The following is an 18,488-nucleotide window of genomic DNA, read 5'->3' on the forward strand; positions in this document are numbered from 1 at the left end:
CTCGATCTTTCGGTCCGGCCGCACCTGAATCGGGTGCGGAGGATAGGGGATTTGAACCCCTGAGGGCTATTAACCCAACCCGCGTTCCAGGCGAGCGCCATAGGCCACTAGGCGAATCCTCCGTCGGCAATGGTAACTGAGTCCCTCGGCGGGCCTGCGCACTGCTCTTCCAGTCGGGTTCCCGCCCCGCGTCGCCGCGCTCTGCTGGACCGCTAGACTTGCCCCTGGACCCCGCGCGGCGTCCATCCTGTGAACTCCCCCAGGGCCGGAAGGCAGCAAGGGTCAATGGGCTCTGGCGGGTGCGCGGGGTCCCCTTATATGTCGGGCCTTCGCCGGCGGATCGCGCTTGATAAGGGACTTGAAAGGGTCGTCGTGTCGCTGCATACCCTCAACCGTGCCGACCTGACCGCGCAATATGAGCGCTACCAGCGGGACTACGCCGAGCTGCAGGCTAAGAAGCTGTCACTGGACCTGACCCGCGGCAAGCCGGCGCCCGAGCAGCTCGACCTGGCCAACGGCCTGCTGGCCCTGCCCGGCCCCGACGACTACCGCGCCGACGACGGCACCGACACCCGCAACTACGGCGGCCTGCACGGTCTGCCCGAGCTGCGGTCCATCTTCGGGGAGCTGCTCGGCATCGCGGTGCCCAACCTGATCGCCGGCAACAACGCGAGCCTGGAATTCATGCACGACGTCGTCGTCTACTCGATGCTGCACGGTGGCGTGGACTCGCCGCGGCCCTGGAGCCAGGAGCCGGCCGTCAAGTTCCTGTGCCCGGTGCCCGGCTATGACCGGCACTTCGCGATCACCGAGACCCTGGGCATCGAGATGATCGGTGTCCCGATGCGCGAGGACGGCCCGGACGTCGACCTGATCGAAGAGCTCGTCGCCGCCGACCCGGCCATCAAGGGCATGTGGACCGTGCCGGTGTTCGGCAACCCGACCGGCATCACCTACTCCTGGGAGACCGTGCGCCGGCTGGTGCAGATGAAGACCGCCGCTCCCGACTTCCGGCTGTTCTGGGACAACGCCTACGCGGTGCACACCCTGACCACCGAATTCCCCCACCAGATCGACGTGCTGGGGCTGGCCGCGGCCGCGGGCAACCCGAACCGGCCGTACGTGTTCGCCTCCACCTCGAAGATCACCTTCGCCGGTGCGGGTGTCAGCTTCTTCGGCGGCTCGCTGGGCAACATCGCCTGGTACCTGCAGTACGCCGGGAAGCGCTCGATCGGCCCGGACAAGGTCAACCAGCTGCGTCACCTGCGGTTCTTCGGCGACGCCGACGGGGTGCGGCTGCACATGCGCCGCCACCAGGAGATCCTGGCGCCCAAGTTCGAGCTGGCCGCCGAAATCCTGGAGCGTCGCCTCGGGGACTCCAAGATCGCGTCGTGGACCGACCCCAAGGGCGGCTACTTCATCAGCCTGGATGTCTGGCCGGGCACCGCGCGTCGCACCGTCGCGCTGGCCAAGGACGCCGGCATCGCGGTCACCGAGGCCGGTGCGTCGTTCCCGTACCGCAAGGACCCCGAGGACAAGAACATCCGGATCGCCCCGTCGTTCCCGTCCACCGAGGACCTGCGCGACGCCGTCGACGGACTGGCCACCTGTGCGCTGCTGGCCGCTGCCGAGCAGCTGCTGGGCTGAGATGTCCAGAGTCTGGGGCTGCGCGGTGGTGGCGGCAGCTTTCGTGGTGCTGGGCCCGGTACCGGCAGCGTCCGCACTGCCGGGTCCGCCCGTCGACCCGAAGCCGGTGCCGGCTCCAGCTGCCGCGCCCGAGCAAGTCGAGGCCTTGCCGCCCAGGGCGGCTGAGGAGCTCGACCTTTTCCGGCACGACGCCGCCGAAGCCGCACTGGGCAATCCGGTGGTCTACGGCGACGGCCAGTGCTACCCGCTCGTCGAGCACTACATCCAGTCGCTGGGCTGGTGGCGCAACACCGATCCCAGCGGCAACGTCTCCGACCTCTACCACCATTTCCCCACCAACGGCCTGAGCCGGTACTTCGACCAGGTGCCGTTCGACGGCGGCCTGAACGAGCCGCGGGTCGGCGACATCGTGGTCTACGACCCCGGCGGTTACGTCAGCGAGCACGGGCACGCCGCGGTCGTCACCGACGTCCGCGGGCACGGTCCGCTGCTGAGCTATCAGACCGCCGACCAGAACGCCGGCGGCCGGTTGTTCGTCACGCTCAACCAGCGTGACTTCAGCCCGATGTGGAACACATTGGGGTATCTGCGCCCGAAGCCGTAGCGCTTGGCCTGCCGGGCCTGCACCGTCGTCGGGCCGAGCAAGTAACCTCCCTTGCGTGGCGCTCTACCGCAAATACCGACCGGCAACCTTCGCCGAAGTGGTGGGGCAGGAGCACGTCACCGAACCCCTGTGCACCGCCTTGTCGGCGAACCGGATCAACCACGCCTACCTGTTCTCCGGGCCCCGCGGCTGCGGCAAGACGTCGTCGGCGCGCATCCTGGCCAGGTCGCTGAACTGTGCGCAGGGGCCCACCCCGACGCCGTGCGGAACGTGCGACTCGTGCGTGGCGTTGGCCCCCAACGGTCCGGGCAGCATCGACGTCGTCGAACTCGACGCGGCCAGTCACGGCGGCGTCGACGACACCCGCGATCTGCGCGATCGCGCCTTCTACGCCCCCGCCCAGTCGCGCTACCGGATCTTCATCATCGACGAGGCGCACATGGTGACCACCGCGGGCTTCAACGCGCTGCTCAAGATCGTCGAGGAGCCGCCCGACCACCTGATCTTCGTGTTCGCCACCACCGAGCCGGAGAAGGTGCTGCCGACCATCCGGTCGCGCACCCACCACTATCCGTTCCGCCTGCTTGCCCCGCGGACCATGCGGGAGTTGATCGGCCGGATCTGCGAGCAGGAGCATGTCGCCGTCGACGACGCGGTCTATCCGCTGGTGATCCGGGCCGGTGGCGGCTCGCCGCGCGACACCCTCTCGGTGCTCGACCAGTTGCTGGCCGGCTCGGAGAAGGACGACACCGGCATTGACCACGTCCACTATCAGCGGGCGCTGGGCCTGTTGGGGGCCACCGATGTCGCCCTGATCGATGAGGCGGTCGACGCCCTGGCAGCTGGGGACGCCGCATCGCTGTTCGGTGCGGTCGAGGCAGTCGTCGACGCCGGCCATGACCCGCGCCGGTTCGCCATCGACCTACTGGAGCGGTTCCGGGACCTGATCGTGCTGCAGGCGGTCCCGGATGCGGTCGCCAAGGGTGTGGTCGACGCGCCGGAGGACATGCTGGAGCGGATGCATGACCAGGCCGCCCGGCTGGGTCCGGCCACCCTGGCCCGTTATGCCGAGGTGGTGCATGCCGGCCTCGGTGAGATGCGTGGTGCGACCGCGCCGCGGCTGCTGCTGGAGGTGGTGTGCGCCCGGCTGCTGTTGCCCTCGGCCGCCGACACCGAAGCCGCACTGCTGCAACGGGTTGAGCGCATTGAGGGCCGGCTCGACATGTCGATCCCGTCGGCGCCCGCGCGAGCCGGCGCCGCTCCCACCGCGAGCTCGCCGGCTCCGGCCGCTGCCGCCCCAGCAGCCGCCCCAGCGGCACCCGCCGCGTCAGCCGGCAAGCAGTTCACCCGCCGCTCGGCCCGGGCAGCTGAGTCCGCGCCCGAGCCTGCGCCGGTGCCTGCCCCCGCGCCCGCCCCCGCCCCCGCTCCCGAGCCGGTGCCGGCACCCGCGGTGGCAGTGCCCGAACCCGACCCCGCTGCGCCACCCGTGCCGGCGCCGACGCCGCAACCCGAGCCTGAACCCGCGCCGCCGGCGCCTGCGCCCGCTGCGGCGGTGACCCCGGGCGAGCCCGATGCCGCCGCCGTGCGCGCGATGTGGACCACGGTGCGCGACAAGGTTCGTCAGCGCAGCCGCACCACCGAGGTGATGCTGGCCGGCGCCACGGTGCGCACCGTGGACGGCAACACCCTGGTGCTCAGTCACGAGTCGGCCCCGCTGGCCCGGCGGCTTTCGGAGCAACGCAACGCCGACGTCATCGTCGAGGCGCTCAAGGATGCCCTCGGGGTGAACTGGCGGGTGCGCTGCGAGGCCGGCGGACCCGCTCCGGAAGCGGGCCCCTCGGCTGCGCCCGCTGCCGTCGATGTGGAATCGGCGCGGCGTGCCGACGAGGAGGCCATGCTGGCCGAGGCTGCTGTGGACGCCGGTTCTGACGCCCCACCCCGCCGCGACCCCGAAGAAGTGGCCCTGGAGTTGTTGCAGAACGAGCTGGGCGCCCGCCCGATCAGAGGCGACTGAAGGCTGGTTTTTCTAGGGGGTCCACCAGGGCCGCAGCGGCAGGCCCCCATCGCCACCCTGCTTGTCGACGTTGCCGGCCAGCACGTGGTGTAACTGACATTGGTTGCGCTCGAAGCCGATTACCGCCGCCGCCATGTACAGACCCCACACCTTGGCGCGGCCCAGGCCGACTTCGGCGACGGCCTCGTCCCAGTGGTCCACCAGGTTCTGGCACCAGCCGCGCAGCGTCTTGGCGTAGTGGAGCCGGAAGTCCTCCTCGTGCAGGACCTCGAGACCGGTCTGCTGGATCTCGGCGGTGATGGTTCCCACGCCGGTGATCTCCCCGTCGGGGAAGACGTATCGGTCGGTGAATGGATCGCCCTTGTAGATCGAATTGTCCGCCGTTGTGATGCAGTGGTTGAGCAGCAGACCACCGGTGCGCAGTTTCGATTTGAGGAAACGGAAGTAGGACGGGTAGTTCTTCACCCCGATGTGCTCAGTCATTCCGATCGACGAGACGGCGTCGAACTCGGTCTCCCGCACGTCCCGGTAGTCGCAGTGCCGGACTTCGGCGAACTCGGAGAGCCCTTCATCGGCGATCGCCTGCTGCGCCCAGGCGACCTGCTCGGCCGCCAGGGTGGCTCCGAGCGCGTGCACCCCGCGGCGCGCGGCGTAGCGCACCATGCCGCCCCAGCCGCAGCCGACGTCAAGCAGGCGATCTCCGGGCTTGAGGCGCAGCTTGTCGAAGATCAGCCGGTATTTGTTCTCCTGGGCTTCTTCCAGTGTCGCGTCGGCGGTCGGGTAGATCGCACAGGTGTAGGTCATCGACGGGCCCAGCACCCACTCGTAGAAGGTGTTCGACACGTCGTAGTGGTGATGAATCGCGTCCGCGTCCCGAGACTTGCTGTGCCGCAGCCCGCTGGCGGTGCGTCGCCATTTGGGTGGCGCCTCCTCCGGAGGCGGCGCGATCGGCTTGAGATTCCTCAGTCCGATGGAGCGGACGATGTTGGCCATATCGCGCGGCGACGGGTGCTTGAACTCGAGGTCCGCCATGGCGTTGAGCACCTCGTAGGGATTTCCCGGATGGACACCACGCAGTTCCAGGTCACCCGACACGTAGGCCCGGGCTATGCCGAGTTGGCCCAGTGAGGTGGCCAGATACGCGGTGGCGCGCGGATTCAGCAGATCGACTCCCAGTTCTGCGTCATCGGGGCCGGCAGTGCTGCCGTCGTAGGCGGAGATCTTCAGCGGCGGCTGCCCCCCGCCGGCCAGTAGCACCAGAATCTCGGCCAGCCCCAGCTTGCCGTTCGCGGTGGTGTTCGTGCTTCTGATGAGTGTTTTGGCCGTCATGATGAAACCCCCCTTGTCGAGATGCGGATAACCGCCCGGGCGCCACCTCAAACACGCGTAACGTTGCACCGCAATGGGCGAGATGACCGAAACAACCACCTGCGCGATCGTCGGTGGTGGACCGGCAGGCATGGTTCTCGGGTTATTGCTGGCCCGGGCCGGTGTGCAGGTGACGCTGCTGGAGAAGCACGCCGACTTCCTGCGTGACTTCCGTGGCGACACTGTGCATCCCACCACCTTGCGACTCCTCGACGAGCTCGGGCTCTGGGAGCGCTTTACGACGCTGGCGCACAGCGAGATCCACCAGGTCAGCCTGGACGTGGCCGGGCACGACGTCACGGTGGTCGACTTCGGCCGGTTGCGCCGCCAGCCGCACCCCTACGTCGCGATGGTGCCGCAGTGGGACCTGCTCAACCTGCTCGCCGAGTCCGCGCAGACCGAGCCGACGTTCAGCTTGCGGATGCAGACCGAGGTCACCGGGCTGCTGCACGAAGACGGTCGGGTGGCCGGAGTGCGCTACCGCGACGCCGACGGCACCGGTGAACTGCGCGCCGACCTCACGGTCGCCTGTGACGGGCGCTGGTCTGTCGCACGGCACGAGGCCGGCTTGCACTCGCGCGAGTTTCCGGTGAACTTCGATGTGTGGTGGTTCCGGCTGCCGAACGACCGCGCCGCCCAGCCCACCCTGTTGCCCCGGCTCGGGCCGGGCCGGGCCGCGATCATGATTCCGCGCGACAGTTACTTCCAGGTCGCCTACCTGGGGCGCAAAGGCACCGACGCGGACAAGCGGGCGCGCGGTATCGAGGCGTTCCGCCGCGACGTGGTCGAGCTCATTCCCGAGGCCGCGGATTCGGTGGAGGCGCTCCGGACGCTGGACGACGTCAAACATCTTGACGTGCGGGTGAATCGGTTGCGGCACTGGAGTATTGACGGGCTGCTGTGCATCGGCGACGCAGCGCATGCCATGTCGCCGGTGGGTGGTGTGGGCATCAATCTGGCGGTGCAGGATGCGGTGGCCGCCGCGACCATCCTGGCCGAGCCGCTACGGCAAGGGCGGGTGACCCGCCGGGATCTGGCCGCCGTACAGCGACGTCGGGAGCTGCCCACCGTCGTCACCCAATCGGTGCAGCGGGCGGCGCACCGGGCGCTCAACCCGATCCTGCGCGGCGAGAACCTGAGCCCGCCGGCGAGTGCGGGCACGTTGTTCGCCAGGTTGCCCTGGCTCTCGGCGATTCCGGCCTACCTGGTCGGTGTGGGGGTGCGCCCCGAGCGTGCCCCGGCCTTCGCCCGCCGTTAGGCCCGCCACCACGGCCGCAGCGGCAGACCGGCACCGTCGCCGCCGTTGGTCGCCAGCGCGTGATGAAGCTGAATCACGTTGTGCTCGAAGCCCAGCCGGGAACCTGCCATGTACAGACCCCACACCTTGGCGGTGGCCAGCCCGACTTCGGCGACGGCGTCGTCCCAGCGCGCTACCAGATTGGCGCACCAATCGCGCAGCGTCAGCTCGTAGTGGTTGCGCAAGTTCTCGGTGTGCAGCACCTCCAGGCCGGCGTCCTGGATCTCGCTGATGATGCGGCCTGATCCGGCCAGCTCCCCGTCGGGGAACACGTAGCGGTCGATGAAATCGCCGGCGGTCGCACTGGATTTGTTGTCCGCCCGGGTGATGCAGTGGTTGAGCAGTAGGCCGCCGGGCCGCAGCTTGGACTTGAGGAATTCAAAATAGGCGGGGTAGTTGGCCACGCCGATGTGTTCGGTCATCCCGATCGAGGAGACCGCGTCGAATCCGGATTCGCCGACGTCGCGGTAATCGCAGTGCCGCACCTCGGCCCGGTCGGCCAGGCCGGCGTCGGCGATCGCGCGCTGTGCCCACTGGGCCTGCTCGGCCGACAGTGTCGCACCGATCGCGCGTACCCCGTGCCGCGCCGCGTAGCGCACCATGCCACCCCAGCCGCAGCCCACGTCGAGCAGCAGGTCGCCGGGGCACAGCCGCAGTTTGTCGAAGATCAGCCGGTACTTGTTCTCCTGGGCCTGCTCCAGCGTCGCATCCGGCGACGGGTAGACCGCGCAGGTGTACGTCATCGACGGCCCCAGCACCCATTCGTAGAAGTCGTTGGACACGTCGTAGTGGTGGTGAATCGCCTCGGCATCCCGAGACTTGCTGTGCCGTAAGCCTTCCGCGATGCGCCGCCACCGGGGCAGTGCCTCTTGGGGTGGCGGGGCGATCGGCACCAGATGTTCGATCCCGATCGAGCGCACGATGTTGGCCAGCACTCTCGGCGAGGGCCGCTTGAAGTGCAGCTCGTCGGCGAGGGCCTTGAGCAGCAGATAGGGATCCCCGGGGTGCACGCCGTGCAGCCCCAGGTCGCCGGAGATGTAGGCGCGGGCCATCCCCAACTCGCCCGGAGCGGTGGCCAGATAGGTGGTGCCGCGCGGGGTCAGCAGGTCCAGGCCCAGGGGCGCGTCGTCGGGTCCGGTGCTGCTGCCGTCGTAGGCGGTGAAGCGCAGCGGCAGGTGTCCGTCGGTGGACAGGGTCTCCAGCACCTGGGCCAGGCTCATCCTGCCGGTCGGAGTGCGTACCTGCGCGCTGTCGATCGTCATCGTCGTCGCACCGCCTTGGCGTAGAGGTCCAGTAGCCGCGAGTCGGGGTCGTAAATCTTCTTGATCCGCCGATAGGTTTCACCGCCGTAGAGCTCGTCAAACTCCGCGGCGGTGTAGTAGGAGTCGGAGTACAGCGACTTGTGGCCATTCAGCTCGCTCACCTTGGCCTCGATCAGGCGATTGGTGGCCCCCTCGGTGGCTCCGGCCGGGACCGACGACCAGAACCCGACGTTGACGTAGGTGCGGTTGGACCGGATCGGGTACAGCGGCCACTCCTCGTCACCGCGCAGCCGCAGCGGGCATAACCACACCGGCTCGATCGGCACGTGGGCGAAGAACCAGTCCAGGAACTGCCGGCAGTGCTCTAGCGGGACTTCGATGTCTTGCACCACGCGCTCACGTGGCGGGCGGTGATTCCGTTTCTCGATCCGGTCGGCGATCGCGAAGCGCTGGTCGTAGGCGATCAGCTTCGAATAGACACTGCTGCGCCGGTAGCGCCGCGGCCACCACCGTCGCACCAGGGGGCGCTGTGCCCCGAACGCGCGCGAGCACCAGAACCAGTCGGTGTCCCAGCGCCACAGGTAATCGTGGACGGTCAGCCGGTCGTCTTTGATCCCGTGCGCATGCCGGATCGAGCGGTAGTAGATCTGCTGGCCGGTGTAGTCGCTGACGGCACCGGGAGAATCGGTCGCGATACCGACACACAGGTAGCTCTCCCGGGGGCTGAACACCACCCCGTCGAGGTAATCCACCGGAACGCCCTCGAGCCCGCCGGTGTCGATGATGCGATCCATCGCCGACACCAGCTCGTCGAGGGAATCGAATCGGATGTGCCGCAACGCGACGAACGGCTTGACGGCTTCCAGCTCGATCCGCAGTCGCGTCGAATATCCCAGCGTGCCATAGGAATTCGGAAACGCATGAAACAGGTCCTCATGCCGGTCGCGCGATACCGTCAGCAGTTCGCCGCTGCCGGTGAGCACGTCCATCTCCAGCACCGACTCGTGCGGAAGGCCATTGCGGAACGATGCCGACTCGATTCCCAGGCCACTGACCGCGCCGCCCACCGTGATCGTCTTGAGCTGCGGGACCACCAACGGCGCCAGGCCGTACGGGAGGGTGGCGGCGACCAGATCCTCGTAAGTGCACATGCCGTCGACGTCGGCGGTGCGGTTCTCCGGGTCGACGGCGATGACGCTGACCAGGCCCGAGGTGTCCAGACCGGGTGCCTGGCGCTTCGCGCGCGCCCGAAACAGGTTGGAGGTGGGCTTGGCCAACCGGACCGATTCGTCGGCGGGGATGTTCCGGTAGCTGTCCAGCAGGAGCTGCACCCCCCGCGCGTGGGATGTCGGTGTATCGGCCGGCCGAACGGACATCACCTCCCACGCTAACGGCGGATCGGCGGATCTGCACGCACCGCGCAGCGGGTCAGGGCAGCTGAGTCTGACTACTCAGGAAACTGGCGATGCCGCGCGCCACCGCATCGGCGTAGCGCTGGCGGCCCGCCGGACTCTCCATCAGGCCCGCATCGGTGGCGTTTTTCATGTTGCCCAGCTCGACCAGGATCGACGGGTATTCGGCCAGGTTCAGCCCGGCCAGGTCGGCCCGCCCCTTCAAGCCGTCGGTGCCGATGTAGTTGGCCGGGGGAATGCCCGCGGCCTGCAACTGGCTGCGCATGATCTGGGCGAACCGTACTGCCGGGCCCTCTTGGGCCGGGTTCAGTGGCGGTGCGGAGTAGTTGACGTGGAATCCGCGGCCGGCGGGCTGCCCGCCGTCGGCGTGGATGGACACGATGGCATTGGGGTGCAGCGCATTGGCCGCCGCGGCGCGTGCGTCGATGCACGGGGCCGGCCCGTTGTCGTCACCCCGCGACATCGCGGTGCGGACCCCGGCGGAGTTGAGGGCTTGGCGGATCCGCAGTGTGGTGTCCCAGGTGAAGCTGTGCTCGGGGTAGCCGGAATTGGTCGCGGTGCCGCTGGTCTGGCAGTTCTTGGTGCCGCCCCGGCCGTTGGGCACCTGGCGTGACAGCGCGGCGGGGTCGCCCCCGCCGCTGTGTCCGGGGTCGAGGAACACGATCATGCCGGCGATGTTGGTGGGGGCGGCGAAGGACAGCGGGGCGCTCGGTATCGCGGCGGCCACCACCAGGCCGGTGGTGATCGCGATACCGACACGGACAAGAACTGGTACGCGCACGCCGCCAAGGTAGGCCGGGGCCGACTACGCTGGAAATCTCACACGCACCGGGTCTCGCAGCTGAAACCAAGCCGCAACCCAGTCGAGACCACGCACACGACAACGCAAGGGGAGTGTCATGCAACCAGGAGGCCCGCCCGACATGTCGGCGCTGCTGGCCCAGGCTCAGCAGATGCAGCAGCGACTGCTGCAGGCGCAGCAGGAGCTGGCCGTCACCGAGGTGCACGGCGAGGCCGGTGGAGGCCTGGTCAAGGTCACCTCCAACGGCAGCGGCGAGGTGCTCGCGGTGCACATCGACCCCAAGGTCGTCGACCCCGAGGACATCGAGACCCTGCAGGACCTGCTCGTGGGAGCGCTCGCCGACGCCTCGAAGAAGGCGCACACGCTGGCCCAGCAGCGGCTCTCGCCGCTGGCCGGCGGCATGGGCGGTGCGCTCGGCATGCCGGGAGCCTAGGTGTTCGAGGGTCCGGTTCAGGACCTGATCGACGAGCTGGGCAAGCTGCCGGGCATCGGCCCCAAGAGCGCCCAGCGGATCGCGTTTCACCTGCTGTCGGTGGAGCCGCCGGAGATCGACCGGCTCACCGCGGTGCTCACCAAGGTCCGCGACGGGGTGCAGTTCTGTGAGGTGTGCGGAAACGTCGCCGACGCGCAACGCTGCCGGATCTGCGGGGACCCGCGCCGCGACTTCGCCCAGATCTGCGTCGTCGAGGAGCCCAAAGACGTCGCGGCCATCGAGCGCACCCGGGAGTTCCGCGGCCGCTACCACGTGCTCGGCGGGGCGCTGGATCCCTTGTCGGGGATCGGCCCCGAGCAACTGCGGGTGCGTGAGCTGCTGAATCGGGTCGGGGAACGGATTGACGGGGTTGACGTCAGCGAGGTGATCATCGCCACCGACCCCAACACCGAGGGCGAGGCCACCGCCACCTACCTCGTGCGGGTGCTGCGCGACATTCCCGGACTCAGCGTGACGCGTTTGGCGTCCGGTTTGCCGATGGGCGGTGACCTGGAGTTCGCCGACGAGCTGACCTTGGGCCGGGCCTTCACCGGCCGCCGCGCTATGGCCTAGCCCCTAATGCCGCGAAATCGACGTTTTGCAGATCTCTACTCGCACTTTCCCTGCAAAACGTCGGTCTCGGTGACGTGTCGGTGAGGGCTGGCACCATCTCGCCATGGGAGAGGTCTTTGTCGCCAGCGAGGCGATCGCCGACGGCCGCCTGACCCGCCACGAATTGCAGCGTTGGTATCGCCGCCTCTACCGCGGGACCTACCTGAGCAAAGACGCGACTCCTACGCTGCGTGACCGCACGATGGCGGCTTGGTTAAGTGCCGGGCGCGAAGGAGTGATCGCCGGGGTCGCGGCGTCTGCCCTGCATGGCGCCCAATGGGTCGACCACAACATCGCTGTCGAGCTCATCGCGACCGATATCCGCCCGCAAACCGGCCTGATCGTGCGCGACGAGACGCTGCGTGACGACGAGATCACCCACGCCGGGGGATTGCGGGTCACCACCTCGGCCCGCACCGCCTACGACCTGGCCCGCCACCTGCCCCGCGGCAGGGCGCTCGCCCGGCTCGATGCCCTGGCCCGGGCCACCCCGTTCAGTACCGAGGACGTGCTGTTGATCGCCAAGCATCACAAAGGCGCACGGGGTCTACGCCGGCTGCGCACGGTGCTGCCGCTCGTCGACGCCGGCGCCGCCTCACCCAAGGAGACCTGGCTGCGGCTACTCCTCGTCGATGCGGGGCTGCCGACTCCGACCACCCAGATCCCGGTGTGCGACCGCAGCTATGCGCCGTTCGCCTACCTCGACCTGGGCTGGGAGAAGTACCGGGTGGCCGCCGAGTACGACGGGGATCAGCACCGCACCGACCGTCCGCAGTACGTCAAGGACCACCAGCGTCAGCGCCGGCTGGAAGCCGTGGGCTGGATCAATATCCGGGTGATCAATGAAGACCATCCCCGTGACGTGACAACCCGGGTGCGCGCGGCCCTGCAGTCTCGCGGCTGGCGACCCTGAAGCCCTAAGCCGGCTGCAGCACCTCGCAGATCGCCACACCGGCGGCGATCCCGGCACGGGCGGTGCGCACCTTCTCCGGGACGCCCGCGCCCACCACGGCGACCAGCACCCCGTCGCGCTCGTAGTAGGCCAGGAACCGGCGGCCGTCATCGGAGACCAGGTGCACGGTGTCGCCGGCTCGGGGCCGGCCCAGGCACTGGATCTTGACGCCGTACTGGTCGCTCCAGAAGTAGGGCACGCCAGGACTCACCACCGCTTCGGAGTTCAGCATCGCCGCCACCAGGATCTTGGCCTGATCGGCGACATTGCTCCAGTGCTCGACGCGGATCTGCGCGCCGGTGGCGTCCCGCCAGGACGCCACATCGCCGATCGCCCAGACATCCGGGGCGCTGGTACGCCCGACCGCGTCGCAGACCACGCCGTCGGCCACGTCGACATCGCTGCCGGTCAGCCAGTCGATGGCCGGGCGCGACCCGACGCCGACCACCACGAGGTCGGCCTCGATGACCGACCCGTCGGACAGCGTCACCGACTCGACGTCGTCGCCGCCCAAGACGGCCTCCACCGTCACACCGGTGCGCACGTCGACGCCCTCATCGTGGTGCAGCCGGGCGATCAGTGCCCCGGCCTGCTCACCCAGCACGCCGGCCAGCGGCGCGGGCTGCGGCTCCACCAGCGTCACCTGCACTCCCAGACCGCGCAGGCTGGCCGCGACCTCGCAGCCGATGAAGCCGGCGCCGATCACCACGGCGCGCCGCGCATCAGCAGCCCGGCGCTGCAGCGCGACGCAGTCGTCGAGCGAGCGCAGCACACAGATGCCGTCCAGGTCGCCGAACGCCGCGATGCGGTTGGGCACCAGGCCGGTGGCGAGCACCAGGTGGTCGTAGCCGAGCACCTGACCGTCGGCCAGCGTCACGGTGTGCGCCGCGGCGTCGACGGCAACTGCCGGGCAGCCGAGACGCAACCCGATCCCGTTGTCCTCGTAGAACCCGGCCGGCTTCAAAGCCACGTCGTCGACTTCGCCGCGCAGCATCTGCTTGGACAGCGGTGGTCGGTCATACGGCGGGTGCTCTTCGGCGCCGACGATCGTGATCGGGCCGCCAAAGTCGTTACGCCGGAGCTGTTCGGCGGTGCGCACCGCCGCCAGGCCCGCCCCGACGATGACCACCCCGCTCACGGCCGGACCACTTCCACCATCTCGAAGTCGGCCTTGGCCGCACCGCAGTCCGGGCAGCTCCAGTCTTCTGGGATGTCGGCCCAGCGGGTACCGGGCTCGATGCCGTCCTCCGGCCAACCCAGCGCCTCGTCGTATTCGAAGCCGCACTGCAGGCACCGGAACAGTTTGTAGTCGCTCATGAGTTCACTCCGATCGGTTCGAAATCCAGCTTTTCGCGTACCGCACAGTCTGGGCAGGTCCAGTCGTCGGGGATCTGCTGCCAGGGAGTCCCGGCGGGAAACCCCTCTCGGGGTTCCCCGGCCGCCTCGTCGTAGACGTACCCGCAGCCCGGGCATCCGTACCCGGCCATCAGGCGACCGCCCCGTAGCGAGCCAGGATCTTCTCGCGGCGCCGCGGCGAGATGTTGGCCCGGGTGATGTCACCGGCGTAGTGCTCGAGCACCCGGTGGTCCATCAGCTTGCGCCACACCGTCGGGAAGTAGGTCACCCCAATGAGCGCCCCGTAGCCGGCCGGCAGGTTCGGCGAGTCGTCGAAGCTGCGCAGCGTCTGGTAGCGCCGGGTCGGGTTGGCGTGGTGGTCGCTGTGCCGCTGCAGGTGGTAGAGGAACAGGTTGGTGACCATGTGGTCGGAGTTCCAGCTGTGCTGCGGTGTGCAGCGCTCGTAGCGGCCGCTGGCCTGCTTTTGGCGCACCAGTCCGTAGTGCTCCAGGTAGTTCACCGACTCCAGCAGCGACGACCCGTAGATGGCGTTGATCAGCACGTAGGGCAGCAGCGCCACGCCGAACACCGCGATCAGCACGCCCCAGAACAGCACCGACATCGCCAGCGCGTTGACCACGTCGTTGTCCGCCCAGGTCCGCGGGTTCCACGGGCTCTTGCCGGTCCGGCGCACCCGTTGGGCCTCCAGCTCCCACGCAGACCGGACGCCGCCGAAAGTGCTGCGCGGCAGGAACTCCCAGAACGTCTCACCGAAGCGGGCCGACGCGGGGTCTTCGGGGGTGGCCACTCGGACGTGGTGGCCGCGGTTGTGCTCGACGTAGAAGTGGCCGTAGCAGACCTGGGCCAGGGTGATCTTGGCCAGCCACCGCTCCAGCGACTCCCGCTTGTGGCCCAGCTCGTGGGCGGTGTTGATGCCGACCCCGGCCACGGTCGCGGTGGTGAGCGCGACGCCGATCTTGCCCAGGGCGCCCAGCGACCCGTCGAAGCCGAGCCAGCCCAGATCCGAGGCGGTGAACAGGTAGGCGCCGAAGATGGCGCTGGCGTACTGGAAGGGGATGTAGGCGTAGGTGGCGTAGCGGTAGTACTTGTCGTTCTCCAGCGCCGCCATCACCTCGTCCGGCGGGTTCTGCCCGTCGGCACCGATCCAGAGGTCCAGCGCCGGCAGCAGCACGTAGAGCAGGATCGGCCCGATGTACAACGGCAGTTGCGCCGCGGTGTGCAGGCCGGCTTGGTTCAGCGCCCAGACCAGCGGCAGCATCAAGAACAGCATGGTGGGCACCACCAGGCCCAACAGCCACAGGTGACGCTTCTTGTCCTGCCAGAGCTTCGGTTCGCTGGCCATCTCGGTGCTCATCGCATTCATCCCTCGCCTTGGTCACACCACGTGTTTTCGGATGTGCCTGACGTTAGGTAGCGCCGCAGCCTCGCCGCTCGTCCCGCGCGGCCGGAATTCGGCCGGCTATTCGTCCTGCGAAGACAACACCGCAGCGCCGTACCACTGGCACAGCAGCAGGGCGATCTCGACGTCCAGGCGATCGTCGGCGATCGGGCGACCGCGCCGCTCGACCGCGCGCTGCACCCGGTACTTCACGGTGTTGACGTGGAAATGGAGTAGCTCGCCGGCCGCCTTGAAGCTCGATCCGGTCCGCAGGAACACCCGCAGGGTTTCGCGCAGCCGCTCGTCGGCCTCGGTGGCGCAGGCCAACGGGCCGAGCACCTCGCCGACCCAGGCCCGGGCGGCGGGCAGGTTGTCGCCGCCGAGCAGTGCCGCGGCGGACAGCCCCGGATCGCCCGCCGCGCTGACCCGGGCCGAGCCGGAGGCGACTGCCAGGCCGTGTGCCGCCAGCGCCTGCTGGTGCGACCGGCGGAAGCCCTGGACGCCCGGCATCGGATCACCGATCGCGACCCAGGGTTCGTCGCTGGCGGCTTGGGCGTAGGCGCGGATCTGCTCCACCACATCGGGGGCGTCGGCAGATGGCAGTGGAATCCACGCCCATCCGGTGGTGTTGTCGGCCGGAATGAACAACGGCGCCCCATGCACCGCAAGTGATTCGGCGAGGTGCTTGGTGAAAGCCTCCGCGGCCGAAAGCCTGTCGCCGCCCGACTCGGGGTACCACACCACGATCGCGACGTGGGTTCGACGCAGCGGGTAACGTATCGCGGTCGTCATCGCATCGACGTCCAAGTCGTCGCCGGACAGGATTTCGCGGACCCGTAACGCGCGCACCGCGTTTCGGCTCTCCAACCAGCGTTCCCGTTCGACCTGGTAGACGGCGACCACCTGCTGTGACATCTCGTCGATGTAGCCGAACATCAGCGTCGACATCTGTCCGAGCACGCTTAGGCTCAGATCGGGTTCCAGCTGGGCGGCGCGGATCTCTTCGAGCACCAGTTGTAGCGCAATCGAGTGGCCCAGTCGGTAGCCGCGCACCAGCGCGTTCACCGGCACTCCGCGCTGAGCCAGCCGGCGGGCGTGTTCGAGTGCCACGGCGGGCGCGGCGATCTCGGCCACCGGGATGTTGTGCCGGATCGCGGTGAAGTAGGTGTCGACATTGGCGGCGACGGTGCCGTGCAGCAGCCCCAGCAGGGACGGGTCCCCGGTCAGCTCCGGCGATTGGCTGGCCACCAGATCCTCGATCACCTGGGTGGTGTCGGCGAGTCGATCGTAGAGCCGTTCCGAGACGCCGATCGCGGCCTGCGCAATGGTGCTCTGATCGGTCATGGTCGCAAACGTAGTCAGACCCGCCGGGGCGCGGCTAGTCGTTCGCGGCGCAGCACGTCCACTTCCGGCAACTCCAGGGGTGCCAGCTCGCCGACCACCTTCGCCAGCAGCAGATCGGCCAGTTCGGGGTTGCGGGCCAGGCATGGCCCGTGCAGATAGGTGGCGACGACGCTGCCCTGCACCGCGCCGTCGTAGCCGTCGCCGGCCTTGTTGCCGGCGCCCTTGGTGACCGCGCTCAGCGGCGAGGCGTCCGGCCCCAGCACGGTGCCGCCGCGATGGTTCTCGAAGCCGGTCAGGGGCGCCGACAACCCCGCCAGCAGCGGCGTGGCGACCACCTCGCCGATGGTGCGCGACTCCTGCGGAGAGGTGGTCACGTCCAGCAACCCGACCCCTTCGACCCGCTCGCCGGCCGAGGTCTCATACCAGTGCCCCAGCACCTGGATGGCCGCGCAGATCGCCAGCACGGGCGCTCCGCGCTCCGCCGCGCGCTGCAGGCCCGGGTGGGTGATCAGATGCCGGGTGGCCAGTCGTTGCGCGTAGTCCTCGGCGCCGCCCAGGGTGTAGAGGTCCAACGACTCGGGCACCGGCTCGGCCAGGGTGATCTCGACGATCTCGGCGGGAATCCCGCGCAGCAGCAGTCGCTGCCGCAGCACCACCGCGTTGCCGCCGTCACCGTAGGTGCCCATCACGTCGGGCAGCACCAGCCCGATCCGCACGGTGCCGTCAGCCATCACCCAACCTCCGCTGCAATTGCAGGAACGCGGTGTAGTTGGCCACCACCTCGACCGGCCCGGGTGGGCACGATGCGATCGCGGCGAGGGTGTCGTGCACCAGGGTGTGTTGCACGCCGGCGTAGCCCAGCCGCACCGCCAGGTCGGTGCCGCGCTCGCCGGCCGCCACCACCGTCGTGTCCTCGAAGTGCTCGAAGCGCACATCCCACAGCCAGGACAGGTCTTCGCCGTCGGGCACCTGACCGTTGACTGCGATCACCACGCCTGCGGCATGCTTGTCGACCATCGCCAGTGCTTCCTGCCAGCCGGCGGGGTTCTTGGCCAGCAGCATCCGCACCGTGTGGTCGCCGACCTGCACGCGGCGGTAGCGCCCGGCCACCTCGTCGACCGCGGACACCGCGGCCACCGCTTTGGCCGGATCGGCGCCCAGGGCGACGGCGGCCGCGACGGCCTGGGCGGCGTTGCCGCGGTTGACGGTGCCGGGCAGGGCCAGCCGCATCGGCAGCACCAGACCGTCCGGCCCATACAGCGAGTCGTCGTCGAACCACCACTGCGGGGTGGGCCGGCTGAACTCGCTTCCGGTGGAGCGCCAGTGGTCCTCGTGGCGGTCGATCACCTCGCCGCTGCGTGGGCAACTGACCGAGTCGCCCGACCAGCCGGCGCGCGCGGCGACCCAGACCACGTTGGGGCAGTCGTAGGCGGCCGAGGTCATCAGCACGTCATCGCAGTTGGCGACGACCACCGTCTGCGGATGACGGGCCAGGCCGGTGCGCAGCGCGCGCTCCACGGCGTTGATCTCCCCGACCCGGTCCAGCTGATCGCGGGACAGGTTGAGCAGCACCACCACGGCCGGCGACACCGCATCGGCCACGTGGGGCACATGCATCTCGTCGACCTCGAGTGCCGCCAGCTGTGCGGTCCGGTCGGCGGCCAGCGCCGCAACCAGCCCGGCGTCCATGTTGGCGCCCTCGGAGTTGGTGGCCACCGCGCCCAGGTCGCCCAGCGCGGCCGCCAGCATGCGGGTGGTGGTCGACTTGCCATTGGTGCCGGTGACGATCGCGGTGCGTCGCCCGTCGCCGAGCTGACGCAGGATCGATCGGTCGAGGGTCATCGCGATCAGACCGCCGATCATCGCGCCGGCGCCGCGGCCGGTCACCCGCGACGCCCAACGGGCACTGGCGCCGGCGGCCAGCGCCAGGCGTCCACGGGCGGTGATCATCCGGTGAGTTTAAAGTGC

18 protein-coding genes, 1 tRNA gene and 1 other RNA gene are annotated in these 18,488 nt (G+C 69.1%); 8 read left to right on the forward strand and 12 right to left on the reverse strand.

The window, feature by feature from the left end; genetic code table 11:
* Window positions 1-36: 36 nt before the first annotated feature.
* Window positions 37-122: transfer RNA gene (locus tag ACJH5R_RS21440), tRNA-Ser, on the reverse strand.
* Between the two features lie 100 nt (window positions 123-222).
* On the opposite strand from ACJH5R_RS21440, the gene ffs reads away from it, so the two are divergent.
* The 4 genes from ffs (at window position 223) to ACJH5R_RS21460 (ending at window position 4,265) form a co-directional block, all read left to right on the forward strand.
* Window positions 223-319: signal recognition particle sRNA small type (ffs, locus tag ACJH5R_RS21445), an RNA gene on the forward strand.
* Window positions 319-1,647, forward strand: a complete 1,329-nt coding sequence (locus ACJH5R_RS21450) for an aminotransferase class I/II-fold pyridoxal phosphate-dependent enzyme (protein WP_406756800.1) — start codon at window positions 319-321, stop codon at window positions 1,645-1,647. The genes ffs and ACJH5R_RS21450 overlap by 1 nt, the downstream gene beginning before the upstream one ends.
* Before the next feature lies 1 nt (window position 1,648).
* Entirely contained in the window at window positions 1,649-2,251 is a 603-nt protein-coding gene (locus ACJH5R_RS21455) for a CHAP domain-containing protein (protein ID WP_406782866.1), read from the forward strand.
* A gap of 55 nt (window positions 2,252-2,306) precedes the next feature.
* Window positions 2,307-4,265, forward strand: a complete 1,959-nt coding sequence (locus ACJH5R_RS21460) for a DNA polymerase III subunits gamma/tau (protein WP_406782867.1) — start codon at window positions 2,307-2,309, stop codon at window positions 4,263-4,265.
* A gap of 12 nt (window positions 4,266-4,277) precedes the next feature.
* Here ACJH5R_RS21460 and ACJH5R_RS21465 read toward each other — a convergent pair whose 3' ends face one another.
* Entirely contained in the window at window positions 4,278-5,594 is a 1,317-nt protein-coding gene (locus tag ACJH5R_RS21465; RefSeq protein WP_406756803.1) for a class I SAM-dependent methyltransferase, read from the reverse strand.
* A gap of 82 nt (window positions 5,595-5,676) precedes the next feature.
* Between ACJH5R_RS21465 and ACJH5R_RS21470 the strand changes: the two genes are divergently transcribed.
* Window positions 5,677-6,891 carry an FAD-dependent oxidoreductase gene (locus ACJH5R_RS21470; RefSeq protein WP_406756804.1) on the forward strand — a complete coding sequence of 405 codons (1,215 nt, stop codon included), beginning with the start codon at window positions 5,677-5,679 and terminating at the stop codon, window positions 6,889-6,891.
* On the opposite strand, the gene ACJH5R_RS21475 is transcribed toward ACJH5R_RS21470, so the two are convergent.
* From ACJH5R_RS21475 to ACJH5R_RS21485, 3 genes are read right to left on the reverse strand one after another with little or no spacing between them, the layout of a single operon-like run.
* Entirely contained in the window at window positions 6,888-8,150 is a 1,263-nt protein-coding gene (locus ACJH5R_RS21475) for a class I SAM-dependent methyltransferase (protein ID WP_406782879.1), read from the reverse strand. The two genes, ACJH5R_RS21470 and ACJH5R_RS21475, sit on opposite strands and share 4 nt — an antisense overlap.
* Before the next feature lie 38 nt (window positions 8,151-8,188).
* Window positions 8,189-9,568 carry an FAD-binding oxidoreductase gene (locus tag ACJH5R_RS21480; RefSeq protein WP_406782868.1) on the reverse strand — a complete coding sequence of 460 codons (1,380 nt, stop codon included), beginning with the start codon at window positions 9,566-9,568 and terminating at the stop codon, window positions 8,189-8,191.
* Between the two features lie 52 nt (window positions 9,569-9,620).
* A complete protein-coding gene (locus tag ACJH5R_RS21485; protein WP_406756806.1) occupies window positions 9,621-10,385 on the reverse strand; it encodes an Rv3717 family N-acetylmuramoyl-L-alanine amidase in 765 nt (254 codons plus the stop codon).
* Between the two features lie 118 nt (window positions 10,386-10,503).
* On the opposite strand from ACJH5R_RS21485, the gene ACJH5R_RS21490 reads away from it, so the two are divergent.
* From ACJH5R_RS21490 to ACJH5R_RS21500, 3 genes are all read left to right on the forward strand, one after another.
* Window positions 10,504-10,839, forward strand: coding sequence for a YbaB/EbfC family nucleoid-associated protein (locus ACJH5R_RS21490; protein WP_406756807.1), 336 nt, complete (start codon window positions 10,504-10,506; stop codon window positions 10,837-10,839).
* Complete coding sequence (gene recR, locus ACJH5R_RS21495; protein ID WP_047319776.1) at window positions 10,840-11,451, forward strand: recombination mediator RecR; 612 nt, start codon at window positions 10,840-10,842, stop codon at window positions 11,449-11,451.
* A 103-nt stretch (window positions 11,452-11,554) separates the two neighbouring features.
* Window positions 11,555-12,403, forward strand: coding sequence for a DUF559 domain-containing protein (locus ACJH5R_RS21500; RefSeq protein WP_406782869.1), 849 nt, complete (start codon window positions 11,555-11,557; stop codon window positions 12,401-12,403).
* 4 nt (window positions 12,404-12,407) lie between these two features.
* Here ACJH5R_RS21500 and ACJH5R_RS21505 read toward each other — a convergent pair whose 3' ends face one another.
* The 7 genes from ACJH5R_RS21505 to ACJH5R_RS21535 all read right to left on the reverse strand — a co-directional run bounded on the left by ACJH5R_RS21505 (window position 12,408) and on the right by ACJH5R_RS21535 (window position 18,470).
* Window positions 12,408-13,580 (reverse strand): NAD(P)/FAD-dependent oxidoreductase, encoded by a 1,173-nt coding sequence (locus ACJH5R_RS21505; protein WP_406782870.1) that lies wholly within the window; start codon window positions 13,578-13,580, stop codon window positions 12,408-12,410.
* On the reverse strand, window positions 13,577-13,759 hold the full coding sequence (locus ACJH5R_RS21510) for a rubredoxin (RefSeq protein ID WP_024443033.1): 183 nt from the start codon (window positions 13,757-13,759) through the stop codon (window positions 13,577-13,579). The genes ACJH5R_RS21505 and ACJH5R_RS21510 overlap by 4 nt, the downstream gene beginning before the upstream one ends.
* A complete protein-coding gene (locus tag ACJH5R_RS21515; protein WP_406756810.1) occupies window positions 13,756-13,929 on the reverse strand; it encodes a rubredoxin in 174 nt (57 codons plus the stop codon). Before ACJH5R_RS21515 ends, ACJH5R_RS21510 begins: the two co-directional genes overlap by 4 nt.
* On the reverse strand, window positions 13,929-15,152 hold the full coding sequence (locus ACJH5R_RS21520; protein WP_406782871.1) for an alkane 1-monooxygenase: 1,224 nt from the start codon (window positions 15,150-15,152) through the stop codon (window positions 13,929-13,931). The genes ACJH5R_RS21515 and ACJH5R_RS21520 overlap by 1 nt, the downstream gene beginning before the upstream one ends.
* Before the next feature lie 105 nt (window positions 15,153-15,257).
* Entirely contained in the window at window positions 15,258-16,520 is a 1,263-nt protein-coding gene (locus ACJH5R_RS21525; protein WP_406782872.1) for a PucR family transcriptional regulator, read from the reverse strand.
* A 14-nt stretch (window positions 16,521-16,534) separates the two neighbouring features.
* Window positions 16,535-17,251, reverse strand: coding sequence for a type 1 glutamine amidotransferase (locus ACJH5R_RS21530; protein ID WP_406756813.1), 717 nt, complete (start codon window positions 17,249-17,251; stop codon window positions 16,535-16,537).
* Window positions 17,244-18,470, reverse strand: a complete 1,227-nt coding sequence (locus tag ACJH5R_RS21535; protein WP_406782873.1) for a MurT ligase domain-containing protein — start codon at window positions 18,468-18,470, stop codon at window positions 17,244-17,246. The genes ACJH5R_RS21530 and ACJH5R_RS21535 overlap by 8 nt, the downstream gene beginning before the upstream one ends.
* Window positions 18,471-18,488: the final 18 nt, after the last annotated feature.

The organism is Mycobacterium sp. SMC-19 (assembly GCF_045310815.1).
Classification (GTDB): Bacteria; Actinomycetota; Actinomycetes; order Mycobacteriales; family Mycobacteriaceae; genus Mycobacterium.